Raw genomic sequence first — 21,172 nt, 5'->3', positions numbered from 1 at the left:
CGTACCGATGGGCGACTTCCACATCCCCGACGACCCCAACTGGCAGTGGGCGTACGACGCGATCCTCTACACCGTCGGCGAGCAGTTCCCCAAGGGTGATCCGTCGCAGCTCAAGGCGCTCAGCGCCGACCTGCACCAGTTCAGCGCGAACCTGCGCGACGGGATCGCCGCCACCCGGGCGCTCGGCGTCGGGTTGCAGGGCAACCTCGACGGTCCCGCCGCCGACGCGTTCGCCCAGTTCCAGCAGATCATCACCCGACCGCTCCCGGAGGGCATCCGCCGGGCCCTGATCGCCGGCGACGTCGCCAACCAGGCCAACGAGCAGATCGACTACGGCCAGACCCAGATCGTCGTGGCGGCGTTCATGATCGTCCTGGACATCGCCATGGCGTTGGCGTCCGGTTTCGGCGCCACGCTCGTCCCGGCGTACATCAACATCGGGCGGAAGCTCACCGAGGCGTTGCTCGACCGGTTGCAGAGCCGACTGCAGCAACTGTCGGCCCGGCTCGTCATCGGGGCGGTCGACGAGGGCATCGAGGAGGGCACGGAGAACGTCATCGCCCAGACCTACCTGATCGCCAAGGACAACAAGAGCGACGGGTTCAGCGGGTCGGACGTGCTGGACTCGGTCGGTGCCGGTGTCGCCGTGGGTGCGGTCGCCAGCGGGGTCTTCCTGGTCGGCGGTCGCTACTTCCCCCGGGTGGCCGCCAACACGCACGGGCAGGCCGGGCTCGGCGCGATAGGTGAGACGCTCGGTGAGTTCGCCTACCTGGCCATGATCGGGGCGGCCGGGCAGTTCAACGCGCTGGCCACGGCGATCTCGTCCGGTGTGGGCACGTACGCCAGCCGGTACGCCCACGACCTCGGCGGGGCCTTCGGTGGCGGCGGGGGAACTCCCACCCCGCCGGGCGTCGCCGGCCCCGGTCCCGCGAGGGACCTGGCGGTCACGGGTCCCGGCTCCACCGGCCCCGGTGCCGTCGGCTCCAACGGGCGGGCCGGCGTCCGGCCCCGATCCGGCGATCCGACGACCGGCCCGCCCCCTCCCACGCGCGGCCCGGTCAGCCCCACGGCCGACCCGCCCACCGCCGGGGGCAACCCGGTTCCGAGGCCCGGGTCCGAGATCCCCGGGTCCGTGGTCCCCGCGCCCGGCTCGACCGGACCGCCGTCCCGGGGTCCGGCCCCGGTGGCCCCGCCCGGCCCGAGGCCGCCGTCCCCGGGTCCCGCGCCGATCGCCCCGCCCGGCTCGACAGGGCCGCCGGCCCCGGGTTCCGCACCGATCGCCCCGCCCGGTCCGCAGCCGCCCGGTCCGCAGCCGCCCGCCGGGCCGGTGCCCCGACCCACGCCGCCGGCCTTCGTCGTGGACGGCAGCCGTCCGGGGCCGGGGCAGTCCGGCGATCAGGCAACCGGTGGTTCCCCCGCCCGGCCGCCGGCCGGACAGACCGACCTGGCACGTCCGGGCCCGGCAGGGGGGAACCCGGGTGCCGGCCTGCCCGGCTTCGAGGCCCCGCCGGTGGACCGTTCCGTCGTCGGTTCGCCGGTCGACGCGGTCGCGCAGGTCGGGGCGACCGCTGGCGGCGGCCCGTCCGCCGGGGCTCCGCCGGTCGTGACCGGCGGGAATCCGGCACCGCCTCCCGCAGCTGTCGCCGCCCCACCCGGCCAGCCTCCGGCGGGCGCGCCCGGGCAGGCGACGCCGACCGGGCCGGTACCCCCGGCGGCGACCGGGTCCACGACGCCCGCCGCCCCGGCGGCGACTCCCCCGACGGCACCGCCCACCACCACGGTCCCGGCAACGCACCCGGCGTCGCCCACCACCGCGCCTCCGGCCTCCCCACCGCCGCCGACCACACCGCCGGCCGTCGACCTGACCGGGCCACCTGCGGGGACGACGCCAGCGGCACCGGCCACCGCCGCCCCCACGCCGCCGGGCGCCCCGCCGGCCGTGGCCGTGCCGTCCGTCCCAGCCCCCGCCAGCCAGGCGGACCCGGCCGGCCCCGGCACGACGGGGTCCGCCACACCGCCGGCCACCCCTCCGGTGGCCCCCGCCGCGCCCGTGTCCACGGCCACGGCCGGCCCGGTCACCGGCACGCCCGTCCCACCAGGCCCGGAGGCCGACGCGACACCGGGGACCACTGCCGCCCCGACCCCGCCCGCCCCGATCAGCCCGGCCCCACCACCGGCCACGTCGGCACCGCCCCTCGCCCCGCCCGTCGCGCTCTCCCCCGCCACCGCCCCACCCGCCGGTGACCACCCGGCCGGGCCCCAGCAGGGCGGTGAGCACGCCGCCGGGTCACCGCCCGGCGTCACCCCGCCCGGCGTCGCCGCGGGCAGTTCCACGGCTGCGCGCGACACGCCGGCCGAGACCTCCCGGCCCGGGTCGACCCCTACCAGCCCGAACGGGCAGGACCAGGTCACCCGCAGGGACGGCGACACCACGCGGCCCCCGCACGACCGGGTCGCCGGCCCGACCGTCGCTGCCGCCGCACCGGGGAGGACGACGGACCCGAAGACCACCTCGACGCCGGGCGTGGGCGGTCGACCCGTACCGCCGCCGGTGACCCCACCGTCCTACCCGGACCCGGTCGAGCCGTCACCGCAACCGGAGACGTCCGACGCGGACCCCCCACCGCCGTACGCCGACCTGACGCCCTCCCCGCCGCCCTACCAGCCCCGCGACGACCCCGCTCGACGCGATCCCGGCACGAAGGCCACGGTCACCCCGGTGTCCGCCACGACGCCGCCGGTGGAGCCCGTGGTGGACCGTGGGCACGGGGGGAAGGACCGCCCCGGGTCGGTCGCGCCGGCGGGTGGCTCCCGCCGCACGGTCCCCATCGCCGAGAAGGGCAGCACCTTCCGGGGCCCCCAGCCCCAGGTGCCGGTCCCCTCGAAGCCGTTCACCCGCCCGGGTGGAGCGTTCGACGGCCTGTCGCCGGCCTCGGTGGTGAAGAGCACCGCCGAGACGTGGTGCGAAGCCGACCCGGTCGACGTGAGCACCGGTCGGATGATCCTGACCGGGACCGACGCCGCGCTGCCCGGCCTGCCGCTGCTGCGGACGCACCGCTCCGACTACCGCTGGGGCCGCTCCTTCGGCCCCTCCTGGGCCTCGACGCTGGACCAACGTGTCGTCGTCGACGGTGAGCGGGTGCGGTACCTGGCCGCGGACGGGTCGATCCTGACCTATCCGCTGGTCGCGGAGGGGTCGACGGCGCTGCCGACGATCGGGCGTGCGCTGCCGCTGCGCCGGCTGGTGGGCGGCGGTTGGCTGCTCACCGACCCGACCTGCGGCCAGGTCCACGTGTTCGCCCCGGCCGGTCGGGGCGAGTCGCTGCTCAGCGACGTGACCGACGGCCGCGTGCGCTGGTCGTTCACCCGCGACGACGACGGCACCGTCACCCACCTGCGGTCCTCGGCCGGTGCGACAGTCGGGGTCAGCTCCGTCGACGGGCTGGTGACGGCCCTGCACCTGCCGGCCCCCGACGAGACGCTCGCGTCGGCGTCCCGGTTCGACTACGACCGGGACCGCCAGCTGATCCGGGTGGTCAACTCCTCGGGCGACCCCGAGCGCTTCGGGTACGCCGACGGGCGGATCGTGCGCTGGGAGGACCGCAACGGCGAGTGGTACACCTACGCCTACGACGAGGCGGGACGCTGCGTCGACACCGACGGCCGGGGCGGTTACCTGCGTTACCGGTTCGCGTACTCCGACGGCCTGACCGTGGTCACCGACTCGCTCGGCACCGAACGCCGCTACGAGCTCGACGACCGCCTCCGGGTGGTGGCGGTGACCGACGGTCGGGGCGCGACGACCCGGCACGAGTGGGACGAGGCGCTCCGGCTGCGGTCGCGGACCGACCCGCTGGGCCGTACGACGCGCTACGAGTACGGCGTCGACGGGCGGCCGACCGTGGTCGTCCGGCCCGACGGCAGCCGCTCCACCGCCCACGACGGGCAGGTCCCGTCGACGACCGGCGGCAACGGCGTCACCCGTCACGGATACGACGACCTCGGCCGGGTGGTCGTCATCGCCACCGGCGGGGGCAGCACCACGCTCGGCTGGACACCTGAGGGGGACCTGGCGTCGCGCGTCGGTCCGGACGGAGCCCGGCAGGAATGGCACTACGACGGCGAAGGGAACCTGGTGGAGAGCATCGACGCAGCAGGTCGGGCGGTGCGGTTCGAATACGGGCCGTTCGACCTGCCGACCGCGCGGATCGACGAGGTCGGCAACCGCACCGAGTACGGGTACGACAGCGAACTACGGCTGGTCTCGGTCACGAACCCGGCCGGGCGGGTCTGGCGGTACACCTATGACGAGGCCGGCCGGCTGACCGGGGAGACCGACTTCGACGGTCGCGTCCAGCGGTACACCCGCGACGCCGCCGGGCAGGTGACCGCCCACACCGACCCGGCCGGCGACACCACCCACTACCGGTACGACCTGCTGGGCCGGGTGGTCGAACGGCGCGTCGGCGACGTCGTGACACGGCTGGAGTACGACGCGCGGGGCCGGCTCGCGGCGGTGACCAACCCGGACGCGGTGGTCCGCTTCGAGCGCGACGGGCAGGGCCGGATCGTCGCCGAGACGATCAACGAGCAGACCGTGCGCACCGCGTACGACGGGGGGCTGGTGCGGACGCGGACCACGCCGTCGGGACGGTCGGGTCGGTGGTCGTACGACGCCGACGGCCGGCCGGAGAGCCTGGACACCGGCGGTCACCTGGTGCGCTTCGGGCACGACGACCTCGGGCGGGAGATCAGCCGGACCGTCGACGACGTGGCGGCGCTGCGGCAGACCTTCGACGCCGCCGGTCGGTTGGCCGCCCAGCACGTCGCCGGCACCTCCGAGCGTGACTTCAGCTACGACGCCACGGGCCGGGTGACCGCGATCGCCGACACGCTCGACGGGCACCGGTCCTTCGCGGCCGACGGGACGGGTCGGATCGGGCGGGTGGTCGCCGACGGGGCGGAGCGCGAGCGGTACGACTACGACCCGGCCGGCACCCTGGTCGCGGCGGGCGGGGACCGCTGGGAGTTCGCCGGCACCATGCTCGTCCGGTCGGACGACGCCACGTTCACCCACGACGGGAAGGGCCGGCTGGTCGGCCGGGTCGACGCGGCCGGGGCGTGGCGTTTCACCTGGGACGCCGAGGACCGGCTGGTGCGGGTGGTCACGCCGGGCGGGGACCACTGGCGGTACCGCTACGACGGCTTCGGTCGCCGGATCGCCAAGCAGCGTCTCGCCGCCGACGGCGGTGTGGTGGAGGAGGTGCGGTTCGCGTGGTCCGGTGACCTGCTGGTGGAGCAGCACCACCGGGACGCGACAGGCGGCACCGCCGTCACCTCGTGGGAGTACCGGCCGGACGGGTCGGTCCCGGTGACCCAGACCGACGACGACGAGCTGCGTACCGTCGTCACCGACCTGATCGGCACGCCGACGCACCTGGTGGGGCCGGACGGCGCGCTGCACTGGTGGGCGCGCAGCGACCTGTGGGGCCGTGGCCACGGCCCGTCGGCCACCCCGCTGCGGTTCCCCGGGCAGTACTTCGACGCCGAGACCGGCCTGCACTACAACCGGTTCCGGTTCTACGATCCGGCGACGGCGCGCTACCTGAGCCCCGACCCGCTCGGCCTGTCCGGCGGGCCGAACCCGGTGGCGTACGTGCCGGACCCGCTGACCTTCGCGGACCCGCTCGGCCTGGCGAGTTGCAAGGTGTCCCAGCCGGCGTTGGACCCGCTGGCCACGCCCGCCGTGACCCCGGACGGGGAGCCCAGCCAGGTGCCGCCCCGGGCCGTGCCGCCGTCGCCGGAGGCCCTGTACGGCACGCCACCGCTGATGCAGGTGGTGACCACCGACCCCGACGGCAACCAGACCGTCACGTACCAGCCGCGTCCGTCGTCGCCGACGACGGGCGTCACGGCCGACGGCACGGTACAGCCCGCCGACGCGTGGTTCTCCGAGGTCGGGTCGACGCCGCTGGCGCAGAGCGCCACGGTGGACGGGGTCCGGCAGCAGTTGCCGCCGTTGCCCGAGCGGGGCAGCCGGGCGGTGGGCGAGGGCGGTCGGGACACGGCCACCCGGCGTCGGGGTCGGGTGGTCGAGGACTCCGACGGGACGCAGTTCGGGCCGATCCGGCCGGTCTTCACCCCGGCCGGTCTGCGCATGCTGCACGAGACCGACGTCGCCCACCAGTCCCACGCCGACTCGCTGCCGGTCGGGCCCGACTACAAGGTGGCGGTGGAGGGCGTCGACGGTGAGATCGTGGCCGGTGGGCACGCCTACGATCCGGACGTCATCGGCGGGCTGATCGAGAACGACCCCGGCTGGAACAACCGGCCGATCACCGTCGTCGCCTGTGACGCGGGTCCGCTGTTCGCGGTCGACCTGGCGAGGCGGCTGCCGGACGTGCCGGTCACGGCCGCCCAGTCGACAGTCTTCACCACCGGTCGGGGGCACGCCTTCTCCGACGACGTCTGGGTGACCTACACCGCGGACTCCGACGGGCGGGTCACCGAGGTCGTCCACGACCAGTCCCACATGCCCGGTGGTCCGGTCCCGTCCGCCGCCGACATCGCCACCGCCGACACCCACTGGCGGATCGCCACCGAGACGGAGATCGCCGTCCAGATCGGCGCGCGGGTCGAGGGTTTCCGCCTCGAACTGGGGGACACGATCGCCCGCGCGCCGGGCCTGGTCTTCAAGGTGGACAGTCAGAACCGCACCATCGGCGACCGTACCGGCACGGTCATGATCATCGAGGTGGTCACCGGGCCGAGCCGGGTGGAGTCGTGGGAGGAGGCGCCGCGCACCAGCTCGGTACGCGATGCGCGCGACGAGGCGCTCGACGCCATCCTCCGCGTACCACGGGGTGAGATCGTCGCCCTGCGGGACGTGCTGCGGGACGTGCCGGGAATCCAGTTCCGCCACGTCGGCGGCATCTCGACGGGCATCGGGGTCGGCGTCCAGGGCGGGCAGTTCGCCTCGCCGTACACCCAGTGGACGGTGGGCCTGTACAACCACACGTTGCCGCGCTTCCTCGGGTACGCCGCCGACAACTACTCCCGCACCGCGAACCAGACCCCGCGACAACTCGCGCAGAGCGCCATCGACCTCGGCCGCCGGGTGGCCGCCGACTTCCGCGACCAAACCGGGAGCCGGGCACTGCCCTGGCACGAGAGCCGCCTGAACGGGCACATCGCCATGACCTTCCCGGCCATCGCGACGCCGGTCGTGGCCGTGGTGCAGGAGGCGGCCAGCGGCACCCGGTTGTTGAACAAGCACTTCCTCCTGCTGGCGCCGCGCAAGGAGTTCCGGGACATGCGCGCCGCCCTGCCGAAGCCGATCCGGGACTACCTGGTGGATCGCGCCGACCACATCAAGCAGTTGATGCACGGGCACCTCGCCCGCTACGACACGAACCAGGTGTTCGCACAGACCCGGCAGCTCTTCGACTATGAGACGAACCAGGTCGACTACTTCGCCAACCCGACCATCAGAAACGCGGCGGACAACGCCCTCTACGGATACCGCTACACCGACGGCCGGGACGTGCCGTTCTTCAGTCTGGAGAACGACTTCGGCATCCACACCACGCACGACACCGTCGACCCGCCACAGATGGTGGGCGCCGAGTTCCGCTACCTGACGACCCGCAGCGCCAGCATCGCCGGCGTCGACCGGCAGTCCGACGAACTCATCGCCATGGTGCGGAACAACACCACGCCGCCCCCGCTCACCTCGACGCAGGCGCACCGGATCATCCAGGGCATCCGCGACCAGGACGGGCGGATCGAGGAGACCCTCCGCGACATCGAGCACGAGCTGCGGCGGGACCGGTCGTCGAGCCGGGTGTACGCCACCCTGGCGGACCAGCTCCGACGGGCGGAGCGCGCGGCTTCCCGCGCCCGGCGCAACGAGTCCTTCGCCAAGGAGCTACGGGAGGCCGCCCAGGCCACGTTCGGGCACAACGACACCGCCCGGCGTAATGCGAAGACGTACCACCACAACACCCGGGAGCGCACCGAGGCCGCGGACCAGCTCGTGGCCCGGATCCAACGCTATCTGTCCGAGGCGCCCGCGCCGACGAGCAGCCAGCCGTCGTACGGTGGGAACAACGGTCCCGGCAGCGGCGGGTACCCGGGTCCCTCCTACCCGGGCTCCTCGTACCCGAGTTCCGGATACACCGGTGCGTACGGCGCGGCCACCACCTCCTACGGTCCGGTGCAGTACAGCAGTTACTCCGGCATGTCCTCGAATCCCTACGGTTCCTACGACCCGTACATCCAGATGGCTTTCGTCGACGTCGCCGCGACGGACCCGACGGGGCCCGCTCCACGGGTGCTCGACCCCGGCCTCGGGGTCGACGGACGCCAGCGCATCCTCGACGATCTCTCCGCGCTGGCCGACGACCGCGCCGACGCCGTCCGGGACTTCCTTGGCCGGCACGAGTCCCATCCCGAGCACGCCACCGCCGCCGCGTTGTGGGACAGCTTCGTCGCGGCTCTCGGCCCCGCCGGCCAGGCCGACCTGCAACCGGTGGTCAACCTCTACGAGCAGACCCACGACCAGATCGTCGGTCTCGACCCGGACCACCCGCTGCCGGCGCTCGGGACGACGCTCGACGACTCGGACTTCCTTCCCCGTGCGTCCGTCAACCCGCAGACCCTGCTGCGCGACGTGCCGTTGACCGACGGCTCCCACCTCCCGGTCATCGCGCGCAACGTGCACGGCACGGCCACCGACTCCGATCTGGCGGACTTCGACAGCCGGTACCTCGGCTGGGTCGCCGGGGTCGGGAACGGTCGGACCGGCATCGAGTCGGCGCTGATGGTCGACGAGTACCAGCGGTCCGGACGGGTCCTCGACACGCCGCCGACGTCAGTTCCGCAGACCCTGGACGATCTGCGCAGGTCGTACCCGGGTGGTGCCGTCACGGAGGTCGGTACCGCGCAGGGGCTGATGGACGCGCTCGGTGCCCTGCCGCAGGGGGCCCGCAGCCAGGGCATCGTGGCCGTCCGCACCGGACCGGCCGGCACTCCCGTCCAGGTGCTGAACGTGACGCGGTTCCCCTCGGGTCCGGTCGTCTTCATCGACCGCCAGGCCGGTGGCCTCGGCACCGTCCCGGCCATCGGTCCGGACGGCGCGGTCGTCCTCATCGACACCACCGACCAACCGGGCGTCGTCGCGGAGACGACGCTGGCGTCGTTCCTCGACGTGCCGCCGGCCACGGTCGCCAAGACCACCGAGCAGACGCCGACCGCCGGTGACCCCATCGACGTGACCACCGGGCGGATGATCCTCACCGAGACCGACGCGGTGCTGCCCGGCCTGACCCTGGAGCGGACCCACCGGTCCGACTACCGGTGGGGCCGCTCGTTCGGCAGGTCCTGGGCGTCGACGCTGGACCAGCGGGTCGTCGTCGACGGTGACCTGGTCCGTTACCTGGCCGTGGACGGGTCCGTGCTCACCTACCGGCTGCCCGCCGAGGGAGCGGAGGCGCTGCCGGAGGTGGGCCGGGCCCTGCCGCTGCGCCGGTTGGCCGGCGGTGGCTGGCTGCTGACCGACCCGACGACGGGACGCGTCCTGGTCTTCGCCGCCGGGGACGGTCCGGAGTCGCTGCTCAGCGACGTGGTCGAGGGTGAGCTGCGCTGGTCGGTCGCGCGCGACGAGGCGGGCACCCCGACCGAGCTGCGTTCCACGGCCGGCGCCCGGGTCGGTTTCAGCTCCTCCGCCGGCCTGCTGACCGTGCTGTGGCTGCCGAACCGGTCCGGGACCATGCTGGCCGCGTACCGGTTCGGCTACGACCGGGAGCGCAACCTGGTCGACGTGGTCAACAGTTCGGGCGAGGCCACCCGGTTCGGCTACGCCGACGGTCGGATCGTGCGCTGGGACGACCGTAACGGCGAGTGGTACACCTACCGCTACGACGAGGCCGGGCGCTGCGTCGGCACCGACGGCAAGGGCGGCCACCTGCGCTACCGGTTCGCGTACTCCGACGGCCTGACCGTCGTCACCGATTCGCTCGGCGCGGTGCGCAGGTACGAACTGAACGACCGCTACCAGGTCGTCGCGGAGACCGACCCGCTCGGTGCGACGACCCGCAGCGAGTGGGACGACGCGCACCGGCTGCGGTCGCGGACCGACGCGCTGGGTCACACCACCTCCCACGACTACGACGCCGACGGGCGGCTGTCCACCGTCACCCGGGCCGACGGCAGCCGGTCGACGATCACGTACGACGAGTGGGGCCGTCCCTCGTCCTGGACCGACTTCGACGGCAGCACCCGCCAGCGGGCCTTCGACGACGACGGCCGGGTGCTCGCCGAGACCGACGCCGCGGGCGAGGTGGTGCGCTTCGACCGGCCGGTCGAGGACGGGCCGGGCACGGTCACCCAGGCCGGTCCGACGGCCGTCGTCCGGGACGCGGCACGGTTGATCACCGCGATGACCCACGGCGACACCCGGACCCGGTTCGAGTACGACAACCTGGGCCGGGTCGCCGTCATCGAGGACGACCGCGGCATCACCCAGGTCGGCTGGACGCTCGAAGGTGAGCTGGCCTGGCGGGAGCACCCGGACGGCAGCGTCGAGGAGTTCAGCTACGACGGCGAGGGCAACCTGGTCGAGTCCGTCGACGCCGCCGGCCGTCGCACGCGCTTCGAGTACGGCGCGTTCGACCTGGTGACGGCCCGGATCGACGACGCGGGCAACCGCACCGGGTACACGTACGACACCGAGTTGCGGCTGACCGGCGTCACCGACCCGCAGGGCCGGACGTGGCGGTACACGTACGACCCGAACGGCCGGGTCACCGAGGAGACCGACTTCGACGGCCGCACCCAGCGGTACGCGTACGACGCCGTCGGGCGGCTCGTCGAGCACACCGACGCGGCCGGTCAGGTCACCGTGTTCAGCCGTGACGCGCTCGGCCGGGTGGTCGAGCGGCGTACCGGTGGGGCGGGGAAGACCCCGGTGCCCGCCATGTGATCCGGCCGCCCGCCCCGGTCACCGGGGTGACCGGGGCGGGCGGCCCCACCCGAGGACGAGGAGAGGACCGAGGAATGAACGCCGACAGGGCACTCACCCGCGCCACCGCGGCGCTGCGGCGCATCGAGGGGGACGGGTCGAAGGATTCGCTGACGCTGGTGCCGGGGGCGGCCACGGAACGGGGGTGGTGCTGGCTGTTCCCGTTCGACACCGTCCGGGCGGTCGAGACCGGTGACATCATGGCGAGCATCGCCACCGGCCCGCTGGTGGTGCCGAAGAACAACGCGCAACCGTGGGTCGCGCCGTCGAGCGGGCCGGTCGAGCGCTGGCTCAACAGGTACGCCATGGAGCACGATCTGCCCCTGGTCGTCGAGCCGGTGGAGCCGGACCCGTTCGCCGCCGCCGCATGAGCATCTTCGTCTCGGTGGCGGCGTACCGTGACCCCGAGCTGGTGCCGACGGTGCTGGACTGTCTCGCGAAGGCCGACCGCCCGGACGAGCTGCGGATCGTGGTCAACTGGCAGCATCGCGGCGACGAGGACGTGTCGGCGTTGCACGGCGATCCCCGGGTGACGGTGCTGGAGTTCGACGCCCGGCGCAGCCGTGGGGTGGGGTGGGCCCGCGCGCAGGTCCAGCGCCGGTACGTCGACTCGGACTGGTATCTCCAGGTGGACAGCCACACCCGGTTCGCGGCGGGCTGGGACACCCGGTTGATCGCGATGGCCGGGCGGACCAGGGCGGCCAAACCGATCCTGAGCTGCTATCCCCCGGGCTACGATCCGGCTCGGGAGTTCACCGGCGGCGGTGAGCCGACGCTCATCGCCCTGCACGGTTGGACCCACGACGGCCTGCCCCGGTTCCGGCACGTCGGGATTGCGGGGTGGCAGCGGGCGGGTGGGCCGGTCCGGGCCCGGTTCGTGGCCGCCGGGTTCCTGTTCGCCCCGGGGTCGTTCGTCGGTGAGGTGCCCTACGACGAGCGCATCTACTACCAGGGTGAGGAGATCAACCTCGCCACCCGCGCGTTCACCTGGGGCTACGACCTGTTCCACCCGGTCGAGGTGCTGGCCTGGCACCACTACGGGCGCAAGGACCAGGTCCGACACTGGATGGACCACCGGACACCGGGCGACGGGCACTGGTACGACCTGGACCGGGCCGGCCGCCGTCGGGTGACGACGCTGCTGCGGTACGTCATCGTGGGTGGTTTCGGTGCCGGCCCGGTCCGCCCGATGTCGGCCTACCAGGAGTACGCGGGCATCGACTTCGGGCGTCGTACGGCGACGGAGGAGACGCTCGCCGGTCGGGTGCCGGGTGTCCGGCGGTGGTGGGGGTCAGCCCTTGACCGCTCCGGCGGTGAGTCCTTCGGTGAGGAATCGCTGCCCGAAGGCGTACATGATCACCACGGGGATGCTGACCAGCAGTGACGCGGCGGCGAGTTGCCCCTGCGGCACGACGTCTCCGGTGATCATCGACTGCATGCCCACGGGGAGGGTCTTGTACTCGTCCTTGGTGATGAACACGAAGGCGAAGAGGAACTCGTTCCAGGCGTTGGTCAGGGTGAACAGGGCGACCGCCAGCAGTCCGGGCTTGGCCAGGGGCAGCACCACCCGGCGGAACGCCTGCAGCCGGGTGCAGCCGTCGACCAGCGCGGCCTCCTCCAGCTCGACGGGGATCGACGCGAAGTATCCGGCCAGCAGCCAGGTGGCGAACGGCAGCGTGAAGGTCGGATACGTCACGACCAGCGACCACAACGAGTCGGTGAGCCGGGCCCCGATGAGCAGTTGGTACAGCGGGATGAACAGCAGCGCGCCAGGCATCACGTAGGTGACCAGGACCGTGACGGTGAAGCCCTGTGCCCCGCGGAACCGCAGCCGGGCCAGCGCGTAGCCGGCCAGGGCGGCGCAGACCAGCGCCACCACGGTGGACGCCGTGGACACCAGCACCGTGTTGAGGTACCAGCGGCCGAACGGTTTGGTGGTGAACAGGTCGGTGAACTGTTGCAGGGTCCACGGTGTCGGCCACAGGTCGCGCTCGTGCATGACGATCTGGCCGTCGGACTTGAAGGCCGTGACGACGATCCAGTACAGCGGGGCCAGGACGAAGACGAGCAGCGCGGCCAGGGCGATGCCGGAGGCCAGGCCCGACACCAGGGCGGACGTCCTGCGCCGTCCCCACGACTGCACCGTCGAGAGGACCCGGCCGACCGCCGCCGCGACCAGCAGGATCACCCCGAGGACCAGCGCCGCCTTCCCGAGGATGTGGGGGGACGCCCAGGCCAGCGCGCCGGTGACCAGCACGGCGGCGGCCCACGGCAGGGCCCGGCGGGCCGGCCCGGCGGGTCGGGCGGGTGCGCTGTCGGCGTCCCGCCGCAGCAGCCGGACCAGCACGTACACCAGCACGCCGATGACCGGCAGCATGACGAGCGTGACTGCCGCTCCCGCGCCGTACTGGAGTTGCAGGATCGCCTTGGAGTACGCGACCAGCACGTACGGTGCGGTCGCGTCGCCGGGGCCGCCCTGGGTCAGCAACCAGATGAGGTCGAAGTTGTTGAACGTCCAGATCGACGACAGGGTGACGGTCACGGTGATGACGTGGCGCAGTCCGGGCAGCGTCACGTGGACGAACCGCCGCCACGGCGACGCCCCGTCGACGGTCGCCGCCTCGTACAGGTCGGTGGGGATGGCTTTCAGGCCGGCGAGGAAGGCGACGGTGAAGAACGGCACCCCCTTCCACACGTTGACCATGATCACCGACGGCATGGCCAGGGACGCCTCGGACAGCCAGCCCGCCGGCCAGCTGTCGACCAGGTGCGCGTCGACCAGCAGCGGCCCGATCCCCGACTTCGTGAGCAGCATGTTGACGCTGCCGAAGATCGGGTCGAGCAGTGCGCGCCAACTGAACGCGGTGACGACCGTCGGCACCACCCACGGCAGCAGGAGCAGGCCGGCCAGCACGGCCCGTCCCCGGCGTCGGTGGTGCAGCAGCAGCGCCGCGGACAGGCCCAGCACCACCTTGAACACCTCGGCGTACGCGGTGAAGACGAACGAGTTCACCACGCCGGTGTGGAACTGCTCGTCGTCGGTGAGGGCGAGGTAGTTGGCCAGACCGACGAACACGCTGTGCTGGCCGTGCCGTTCGGTGGTGCTGGTGACGACCGCCCAGCCGATCGGGACGAGCACGAGGGCACCGACGAGCACGGCCGTGGGAGCCAGGAACAGTGCCGCCAGCCGCCAGTCGCGTCCGAGCCGTCGTCGGGTCGCGGGTCGCGCGCCGGGCTTGCGCCGTGGGGATCCTCCTGACGCCGGGGCCGACGCCGGGCGGACCGACGTCACTGCGGCAGACCCTGCTGGGTGAAGATCTGCACCATCCTGGCGTGGGCGGCCTGTACGGCCCGCGCGGGTGGGGTGCCCTGGATGACCTGCTGCATCATGTCGGTCAGGACGTAGGCGCCGACGGCGGCCTGCTGCCCGGCGCTGGCCTTCTGCGGGAAGTCCAGGCCGTTCTTCGTCGACAGCGGCAGTTTCTGTTGGGTGATCCGGCGCATGATGGGGAACGCCGGGTCGCCGCTGGTGAAGAACGGGTCGGCGTCCCAGACCCGGTCCCAGGCCGGCAGGGCCAGCCCCGGGGCCTCCTTCGCCACGCCGACGAGGGCGGGCGCGCTGACCAGGTACTGCGTCAGGAGCTTGGCGAGTTCGGCGTTCTTGGCGCCCGTGAAGATGACGAAGCACTGGGACTGGCCCAGCAGCAGGGAGGTGTCGGTGGCCGGGCCGGTGCAGTCCGGGAAGACGTGGGTGCGTTCGTAGACCGGGTTCTTCTTGGTCTTGGCGTCGGCGTAGACGCTGAACTGGTTGCGGGTGTAGCCGAGGATGCCGGCGAGCCAGTTCTCGTTGTTGCTGGAGTCGGTCCAGGCGGCGATCCCCGGCGGCAGCATCGGCTTGTACGTCGGGTTGGTGTAGATGTCGCCGAGGAAGGTCACCGCCTGGACGGTCTCGGGAGAGTCGAAGGTGACCTTCCTGCCGTCGTTGGAGGCGATCGCCCCGCCGTAGGAGTTGATCAGCGCCTCGATCATGCCGTTGGCGTCGCCGGACCGGTTCACGGTCATGCCCCAGCCGAACCGCCGTTTGCCGGGGTCGGAGATCGCCAGGCAGAGGTCCCGCAGTTCCTCCCAGGTGTAGCCGTCCTTGGGGGTGATGCCCTTGTCCTGCATCCAGTCCTTGCGCAGGAACGACCCGATCCCGATGAAGTGGTAGGGGATGGCGAACCACCTGCCGTCGAAGACGCAGAAGTTCTTGGACTCGGCGGTGGGTTCGCCGTACTTCGCCGTCAGTGCCTGGACGACGTCCGTCACGTCCTCCAGGTCGCCGAGCGCCTGGAACTGGGCGACGAACCGCGAGTCGGTCATGAACGCGAGGTCACGCGCGACGCCACCCTTGACCTCGGCGTGGATCTTGGCGACGACGTCCCCGGCGTCGGCCTGGACCAGGCTGTTTCCGATCTTCGTGCCGGTGGTGTCGGCGAACTTTCTGATCGAGCTGTCGAGGGCCGCGTTCGCCGCCTCCGAGTACAGCTTCTGCGACAGCATCCCCATCGAGGAGCCCTTCAACGCCGCCGCGGCGTCGACGAGTTCCTTCGGGACCTCGGCCTGCACCCTGGGCGTCGACGGTCCGCTTCCTCCGCAGGCGGCGAGGCCGGCCGCTCCGAGCAGCCCCACCCCCATTCCCAGGAAGCCGCGTCGGGTCCGTAACGAGCCGTCCTCCGTGGACATCTGTCTCCTCCGTTTCGCCTCACCGCAACTCACCGGAGGCCAGGAAGGGTGAATCTCCCTTGTGGACACCGGTGCCGTTCGCAATCGAGGACGATCGCCCGTCCTGGTGGAATGACCGCAGCCTGCTTTTGGCGCGTGGTCATCGGGGAGTCGTCCCGCCGGCGGGACATCCCCGGCCTGTCCGCGATACTCGTGCCCCGAACGGCGGGATGTCGATCGGGGCGGCGCTGCGCTCACTCTACACATTTCGGAAAGTCGCGACCAGACCTTCATTCCCACCGGACGGCACTTTCGGAAATTTACTATGATCAATATGGGTTGCGGTGCTCCCGACGTCGGACACCCGCATGCGGCACACCTGCCGGCCGGGACCGACGGGGCGGCACCCGGCGCGAGCACCCCCTGCGGCACGGCGGCCCACCGACACGACGGACGACGGCCGCGGCCGGGCCGCGCGGCGTCGACACGGCGGACCCGCGCCCGCCGATCCGACGGCACGAGACGCACGCGCACACCGCCCACGAACCCGGCGTCCACGCCGGCGCGACGCAGCGCGGGTCGCCGCCCCACCCGGCCGCCACCTCGACCCGGCACCACCCGGCCCGCCCCGCAGTAACCGCACCCGTCCGCCGACAGCCTCCCGTTGCCGATCGATGCATGTGCATCTATTCTTTGGCGGCCCATCGATTGCCGTAACGGGCAGTCGAAATACTGTCGAAACGCTTCGACAACCGTCGCGTGACGGTTGACCCGAAGACGGGAGATGCTAGTGAGATCCACACTGAGGAGGGTTCAGTTCGCCGTGCTATCCGGCGTACTGGCGCTGGCCGGATCGACGGCCGTGATGACGAGTTCCGCGTCGGCCGACAGCATGACCCCACTGAACGCCACCCAACTCGTCGCCGACATGGGGGCGGGCTGGAACCTGGGCAACTCCCTGGAGGCCAACGCCAACGGAATCCCCAGCGAGACGGCATGGGGCAACCCGGTCGTGACGCAGGCATTCATCGACCGGGTGCGGGCGGCGGGATTCAAGACGATCCGTATTCCGGTCTCCTATCTGGGAAACATCGGGGCCGCCCCGAACTACACGATCAGCCCCGCCTGGCTGAACCGGATCCAGGAAATCGTCGACTACGCCTACGGTCGCGGTCTGTACGTGCTGATCAACATGCACGGCGACGGCTACAAGACCATCAACGGTTCGTGGCTGATCTGCGACTCGTCGAACCAGACGACGATCAGGGACAAATACCAGAAGGTCTGGCAGCAGATCGCGACCAGGTTCCAGAGTTACGGCGAACGCCTCGTCCTCGAATCCATGAACGAGGAGTTCGACGGGCAGTACGGCAATCCCACCCAGCCGTGCTACTCGAACATCAACGCCTACAACCAGATCTTCGTGGACACGGTCCGCCGGACCGGCGGCAACAACACCTCGCGTTGGCTGCTCATCCCCGGCTGGAACACCAACATCGACTACACCGTCGGCAACTACGGCTTCGTGCTGCCGACCGACCAGTACCGGTCGTCGTCCGTTCCGGCAAACGAGCAGCGGCTCATGATCTCCGTGCACTACTACGACCCCTGGGACTTCGCCGGTGAGGAGAACGGCACCATCACGCAGTGGGGGCCGGCCGCCACCAACCCGGCGCGGAAGTCGACCTGGGGACAGCAGGACTTCATGGACGGGCAACTGAAGAAGGTGCGGGACACCTTCGTCGCGCGTGGATACCCGGTGTTCGTCGGTGAGTACGGTTCGGTCGACAAGACCTCGGCCGACTCGACGAACAACCGGTACCGGGCGGACTACGCGCGCACCCTGGTGGCCACCGCCAAGAAGTACGGGGCGGCCACCGCCTACTGGGACAACGGCTACAACGGGGCGTACGGGTTCGGGCTGTTCAACCGCAGCAGCGGTGCCGTCACCCAGCAGGGCATCATCGACGCCATCATGGGCGCCGTCGGCGGCACCACCCCGACCACGCCGCCGACCACCACGCCGCCCCCGACCACCGCTCCCCCGACCACCGCCCCGCCGACGACCCCGCCGCCGGGCACGCGCTCCTGCTCGGCGGCGTACACCGTGACCGGTCAGTGGCAGGGCGGCTTCCAGGCCGAGGTGCGGGTCACCGCCGGCAGCTCGGCGATCAGCGGCTGGACGGTGACCTGGACGTTCGGCAACGGGCAGCAGGTGTCGCAGGCGTGGAGCGCGACGCTGTCCACCAGCGGCGCGACGGTGACCGCCCGCAACGTCAGCTACAACGGTTCGCTCGCCGCCGGCGGCAGCACGACCTTCGGTTTCCTGGGCTCGGCGGGCGGCACCAACGCCGTACCGTCGGTGTCCTGCACGGCGAGCTGAGCAGGCGGTGACCGACGCGGGCCGGGTGTCACGCCCACCCGGCCCGCGCGGACCTGTGGGCCGCGGACAGCACCTGGCACGTCACGACGCCCTGGACGCCCTGAGCGGGCCGCGGTCCCGCCGGGGCAGCCACGCCGCCCCGGCGGGGAGGGTCAGCCGATGCGGAACTGGTCGCCGTAGACGGCGAACACCAGTGGCGTGTTCAGGTCGAAGTTGCCGTTGTCGAGGAACACCCGCTGGGCGGTGTCGACGCGGGAGGTGTCCGAGTGGGCCTCCTCCTTCCTCATCTCGACGACCCGCTCGTCGAGGAACGCATTGAGCCAGGTCCGCTCGTTGCCGCCCTGCGCCGGGGGCTTCGCCCGGGTGAGGGCGCGGCTGCGGATCTGGCGCATGCCCTCGTACCCGTGCATGACCGCCGCGTCGTAGTAGGCGAACTGGCCGAGTGCCCGGACCCCGTCGTTCTTCCCGTCCCGCACCGACGGGGTGAAGTAGACCCGGTCCCGTTCGGACTCCTGCGCGGCCCGGAACACCTGGTCGTTGGCGGCGGTGCGCCAGTCACGGGGGTAGTTGGGGTCGAGACCGGCGTGCGAGGCGGTGCCGTTGACGGCGCGCAGCGCGGGCAGGTAGCCGGCCAGCACGTTGCCGGGCTTGGTGTTCGTGTACGCCTGGACCAGTTCGAGCATGTCGCCGGTGCCGGAGCAGAAGCCGATGATGCCGGCGGTGTAGCCGCGACCGTCGCCGATGTCCTCGATGTAGGAGAACTGGGCGCGCCAGTCGAGCGAGGAGTTCTCGGCGGCCGACACGAGTTGCATGGCGACGTCCTTCTTCGCCGGGTCGTCGAGGTTGGTGCCGGTGGGGGCGGTGGCGGTCGGGGTGGGGGTGCCGCCACCGGGCAGGGTCCACTGCTGGTTGGTGGTGCCGCCGCAGGTCCAGATCTGGAGTCGGGCACCGTTGGCGGTGCTCCGGTCGGTCACGTCGAGGCACCTGCCCGAGGCGGGGTTGACCAGGGCGCCGCCGCTTGCGGTGGTCCACTTCTGGGCGCCGGTGGCGTTGCAGTCGTACAGCTGGATCTTGGCGCCGTTGGTGGTCGACGCGGCGGTGACGTCGAGGCACTTGCCGAGCGCGCGGATCGAGTTGTCGCTGTTGCCCACCGTCCAGGTCTGGGCGGCGGTGCCGTTGCAGTCGTAGAGCTGCACCGCGGTGCCGTTGGCCGGGTTGGCGCCGGCCACGTCGACGCACTTGCCGGCCAGGCCGGTGATCGGGCCGGCGGTCGCGGCGCTTGCCGACGGGAGGCCGTAGCCGACCGCCGCGATGCCGGTCAGCAGGGTGCCCACGGCGTAGGCGAGTGTTCTTCTGCGCACCATGGCGTTCCTCGGGGGGAAGGGCGGGGGGCCGCCGGCCGGTCGGTGTCCGGGGGGCGACGTGCACCCGGGTGGGCACCGCAGCAATCAGTAAGGTATGTTTACTGATAGCATTACGTCGATCAACTGTCAACCGCGCACCCGGCGATCATGGCAGGTCAGGGCGGAGCCCGGTGCACCGGCCGGGCCGTACCCGGCGGCCGGACCGGGTCACTTCACGGTCAGGATCGGTGCTCCGGGCGGAGGAAACCCGACAGCAGGTACCGGAACTCGTGCGGATGCTCGATCGCCGGCACGTGCCCGCACCGGCCGAACACGTGCAGCCGGACATCGGCGAGGTGGTCGAGCAGGGGGCGGGTCGCCGGGTCGAGCGGGGTGACCCGGTCGTCGACGCCGTGCACGAGCAGCACGGGCGCACGGATCGCGGCCAGCGTCCGCGCCGGGAGGGTGAGGTCGTCGACCCACCGCTGCCGGGGTGGCGGGAACAACGACGCGTACGCGGCGGCCCCTGCCAGCATCGCGTCCGCGCGGGCGGCGACGGCCGCGTCGGTCACGAGCGCCTGGTCGAGGACGAGCCGGCTCAGCATGTCCCGCGCCGCGGCCGGGCCGGCCGGGGCGGCCCAGAGCGCGTCGAGATCGGCCGACAGCGGCGCCCCGGGGGCGCCCATCGTCGAGACCGCCACGACGCGGGTGACCCGCCGGGGCTGCTCGGCCGCCAGGGCCAGCGCCACGGCCCCACCCATGGAGTGGCCCACCACGGCGTAGTCGCCGATGCCGAGCGCGTCCATCAGGCCCGCGGCCTGTCGGGTCCACAGTCGCAGACCGCCCCGGGAGCCCACCGGGACGGGGGTACGGCCGAACCCGGCGTGGTCGGGGGCCAGCACCCGCCAGGACGGGCCGAGCGCCTGTGCCGTCGCCGCCCAGGCCCCGGACCCGGTGGTGCCGGGTCCGGAGCCGTGCAGCATCAGCACCGCCGGCCCGGCACCGCTGTCGAGGACGTGGACGGGAGAGCCGTCGACGGTGACCGTCCGCAGTGTCGTCATCGGCACGGGCCGGGCGCGCTCATGCCGAGGGGGCGTCGACGGACTTCGCGAAGAGTTCCATCATGGCCCGGCCGAACTGCGGCATGTCGGGCCAGCCCCGGCAGGAGACGAGGTTGCCGTCGACGACGTCGGGCGCGTCGACGACCGTCGCGCCGGCGTTCTCCATGTCGCCGGTGATGGGCGGGAAACACGCCGTCCTGCGGCCCTTGAGCAGGCCGTAGACCGCCGGGACCTGCGCGCCGTGGCAGACCAGGGCGACGGGGAGGTTGCGGGCGAAGAAGTGCTCGGTGATGCGCCTGACGTCGGCGTCGACCCGGATCCACTCGGGGGCGCGTCCCCCGGGGATGATCAGGGCGTCGTAGCGTTCGACGTCGACCTCGGCCCAGGGCACGTCGACAGGCAGTTTGCGGCCGTTCTTCTCCACGTAGGCGTCGGAGTTCGGGTCGAACTCGTGGATGACCAGTTGCACGTCACGCCGTGTGCGTGACGTGACGTCGACGTCCCAGCCGCCCTCCTGGACGCGGTAGTAGGGGTACATGGTGTCGAGTTCCTCGGCGGCGTCGCCGGTCAGGAGCAGCGCTCTGGGCATCTGCTTCTCCTCGCAATGTGGTGGCGGTGAGGTGGACGCGATCCAATCCGATCCGATTGAGCTAGCATTCCC

General features: G+C 72.2%; 9 protein-coding genes. 4 read left to right on the top strand and 5 right to left on the bottom strand.

The window, feature by feature from the left end; translation table 11 throughout:
- Positions 1 to 7: 7 nt before the first annotated feature.
- The 3 genes from Q2K16_RS01280 (at position 8) to Q2K16_RS01270 (ending at position 12,404) form a co-directional block, all read left to right on the top strand.
- Complete coding sequence (locus Q2K16_RS01280; RefSeq protein ID WP_302743067.1) at positions 8 to 10,981, top strand: DUF6531 domain-containing protein; 10,974 nt, start codon at positions 8 to 10, stop codon at positions 10,979 to 10,981.
- Positions 10,982 to 11,055: 74 nt separating this feature from the next.
- Positions 11,056 to 11,391, top strand: coding sequence for a YrhB domain-containing protein (locus Q2K16_RS01275; RefSeq protein ID WP_302743065.1), 336 nt, complete (start codon positions 11,056 to 11,058; stop codon positions 11,389 to 11,391).
- Positions 11,388 to 12,404 (top strand): GlcNAc-transferase family protein, encoded by a 1,017-nt coding sequence (locus Q2K16_RS01270; protein WP_302743063.1) that lies wholly within the window; start codon positions 11,388 to 11,390, stop codon positions 12,402 to 12,404. The genes Q2K16_RS01275 and Q2K16_RS01270 overlap by 4 nt, the downstream gene beginning before the upstream one ends.
- Here the strand turns inward: Q2K16_RS01270 and Q2K16_RS01265 are convergent.
- A complete protein-coding gene (locus Q2K16_RS01265; RefSeq protein WP_302743061.1) occupies positions 12,312 to 14,159 on the bottom strand; it encodes an ABC transporter permease in 1,848 nt (615 codons plus the stop codon). The genes Q2K16_RS01270 and Q2K16_RS01265 overlap by 93 nt on opposite strands.
- A gap of 149 nt (positions 14,160 to 14,308) precedes the next feature.
- Positions 14,309 to 15,745 (bottom strand): extracellular solute-binding protein, encoded by a 1,437-nt coding sequence (locus tag Q2K16_RS01260; RefSeq protein ID WP_302743059.1) that lies wholly within the window; start codon positions 15,743 to 15,745, stop codon positions 14,309 to 14,311.
- Between the two features lie 802 nt (positions 15,746 to 16,547).
- Here Q2K16_RS01260 and Q2K16_RS01255 point away from each other — a divergent pair.
- Positions 16,548 to 18,107, top strand: coding sequence for a cellulase family glycosylhydrolase (locus Q2K16_RS01255; RefSeq protein ID WP_489671844.1), 1,560 nt, complete (start codon positions 16,548 to 16,550; stop codon positions 18,105 to 18,107).
- Between the two features lie 152 nt (positions 18,108 to 18,259).
- Here Q2K16_RS01255 and Q2K16_RS01250 read toward each other — a convergent pair whose 3' ends face one another.
- The 3 genes from Q2K16_RS01250 to Q2K16_RS01240 form a co-directional block, all read right to left on the bottom strand.
- Positions 18,260 to 19,471: a chitosanase gene (locus Q2K16_RS01250; protein WP_302743055.1), complete on the bottom strand. Its 1,212-nt coding sequence runs from the start codon at positions 19,469 to 19,471 to the stop codon at positions 18,260 to 18,262.
- 218 nt (positions 19,472 to 19,689) lie between these two features.
- Positions 19,690 to 20,511 (bottom strand): alpha/beta fold hydrolase, encoded by an 822-nt coding sequence (locus tag Q2K16_RS01245; protein ID WP_302743053.1) that lies wholly within the window; start codon positions 20,509 to 20,511, stop codon positions 19,690 to 19,692.
- Between the two features lie 19 nt (positions 20,512 to 20,530).
- Entirely contained in the window at positions 20,531 to 21,100 is a 570-nt protein-coding gene (locus Q2K16_RS01240; RefSeq protein ID WP_302743051.1) for a DJ-1/PfpI family protein, read from the bottom strand.
- Positions 21,101 to 21,172 lie beyond the last annotated feature (72 nt).

It is taken from the genome of Micromonospora cynarisoli, from assembly GCF_030518815.1.
In the GTDB taxonomy this organism is placed as follows: Bacteria; Actinomycetota; Actinomycetes; order Mycobacteriales; family Micromonosporaceae; genus Micromonospora; species Micromonospora wenchangensis.
Note: the sequence above shows the minus strand (reverse complement) of the source record. Positions and strands in the feature narration are given on the sequence as shown.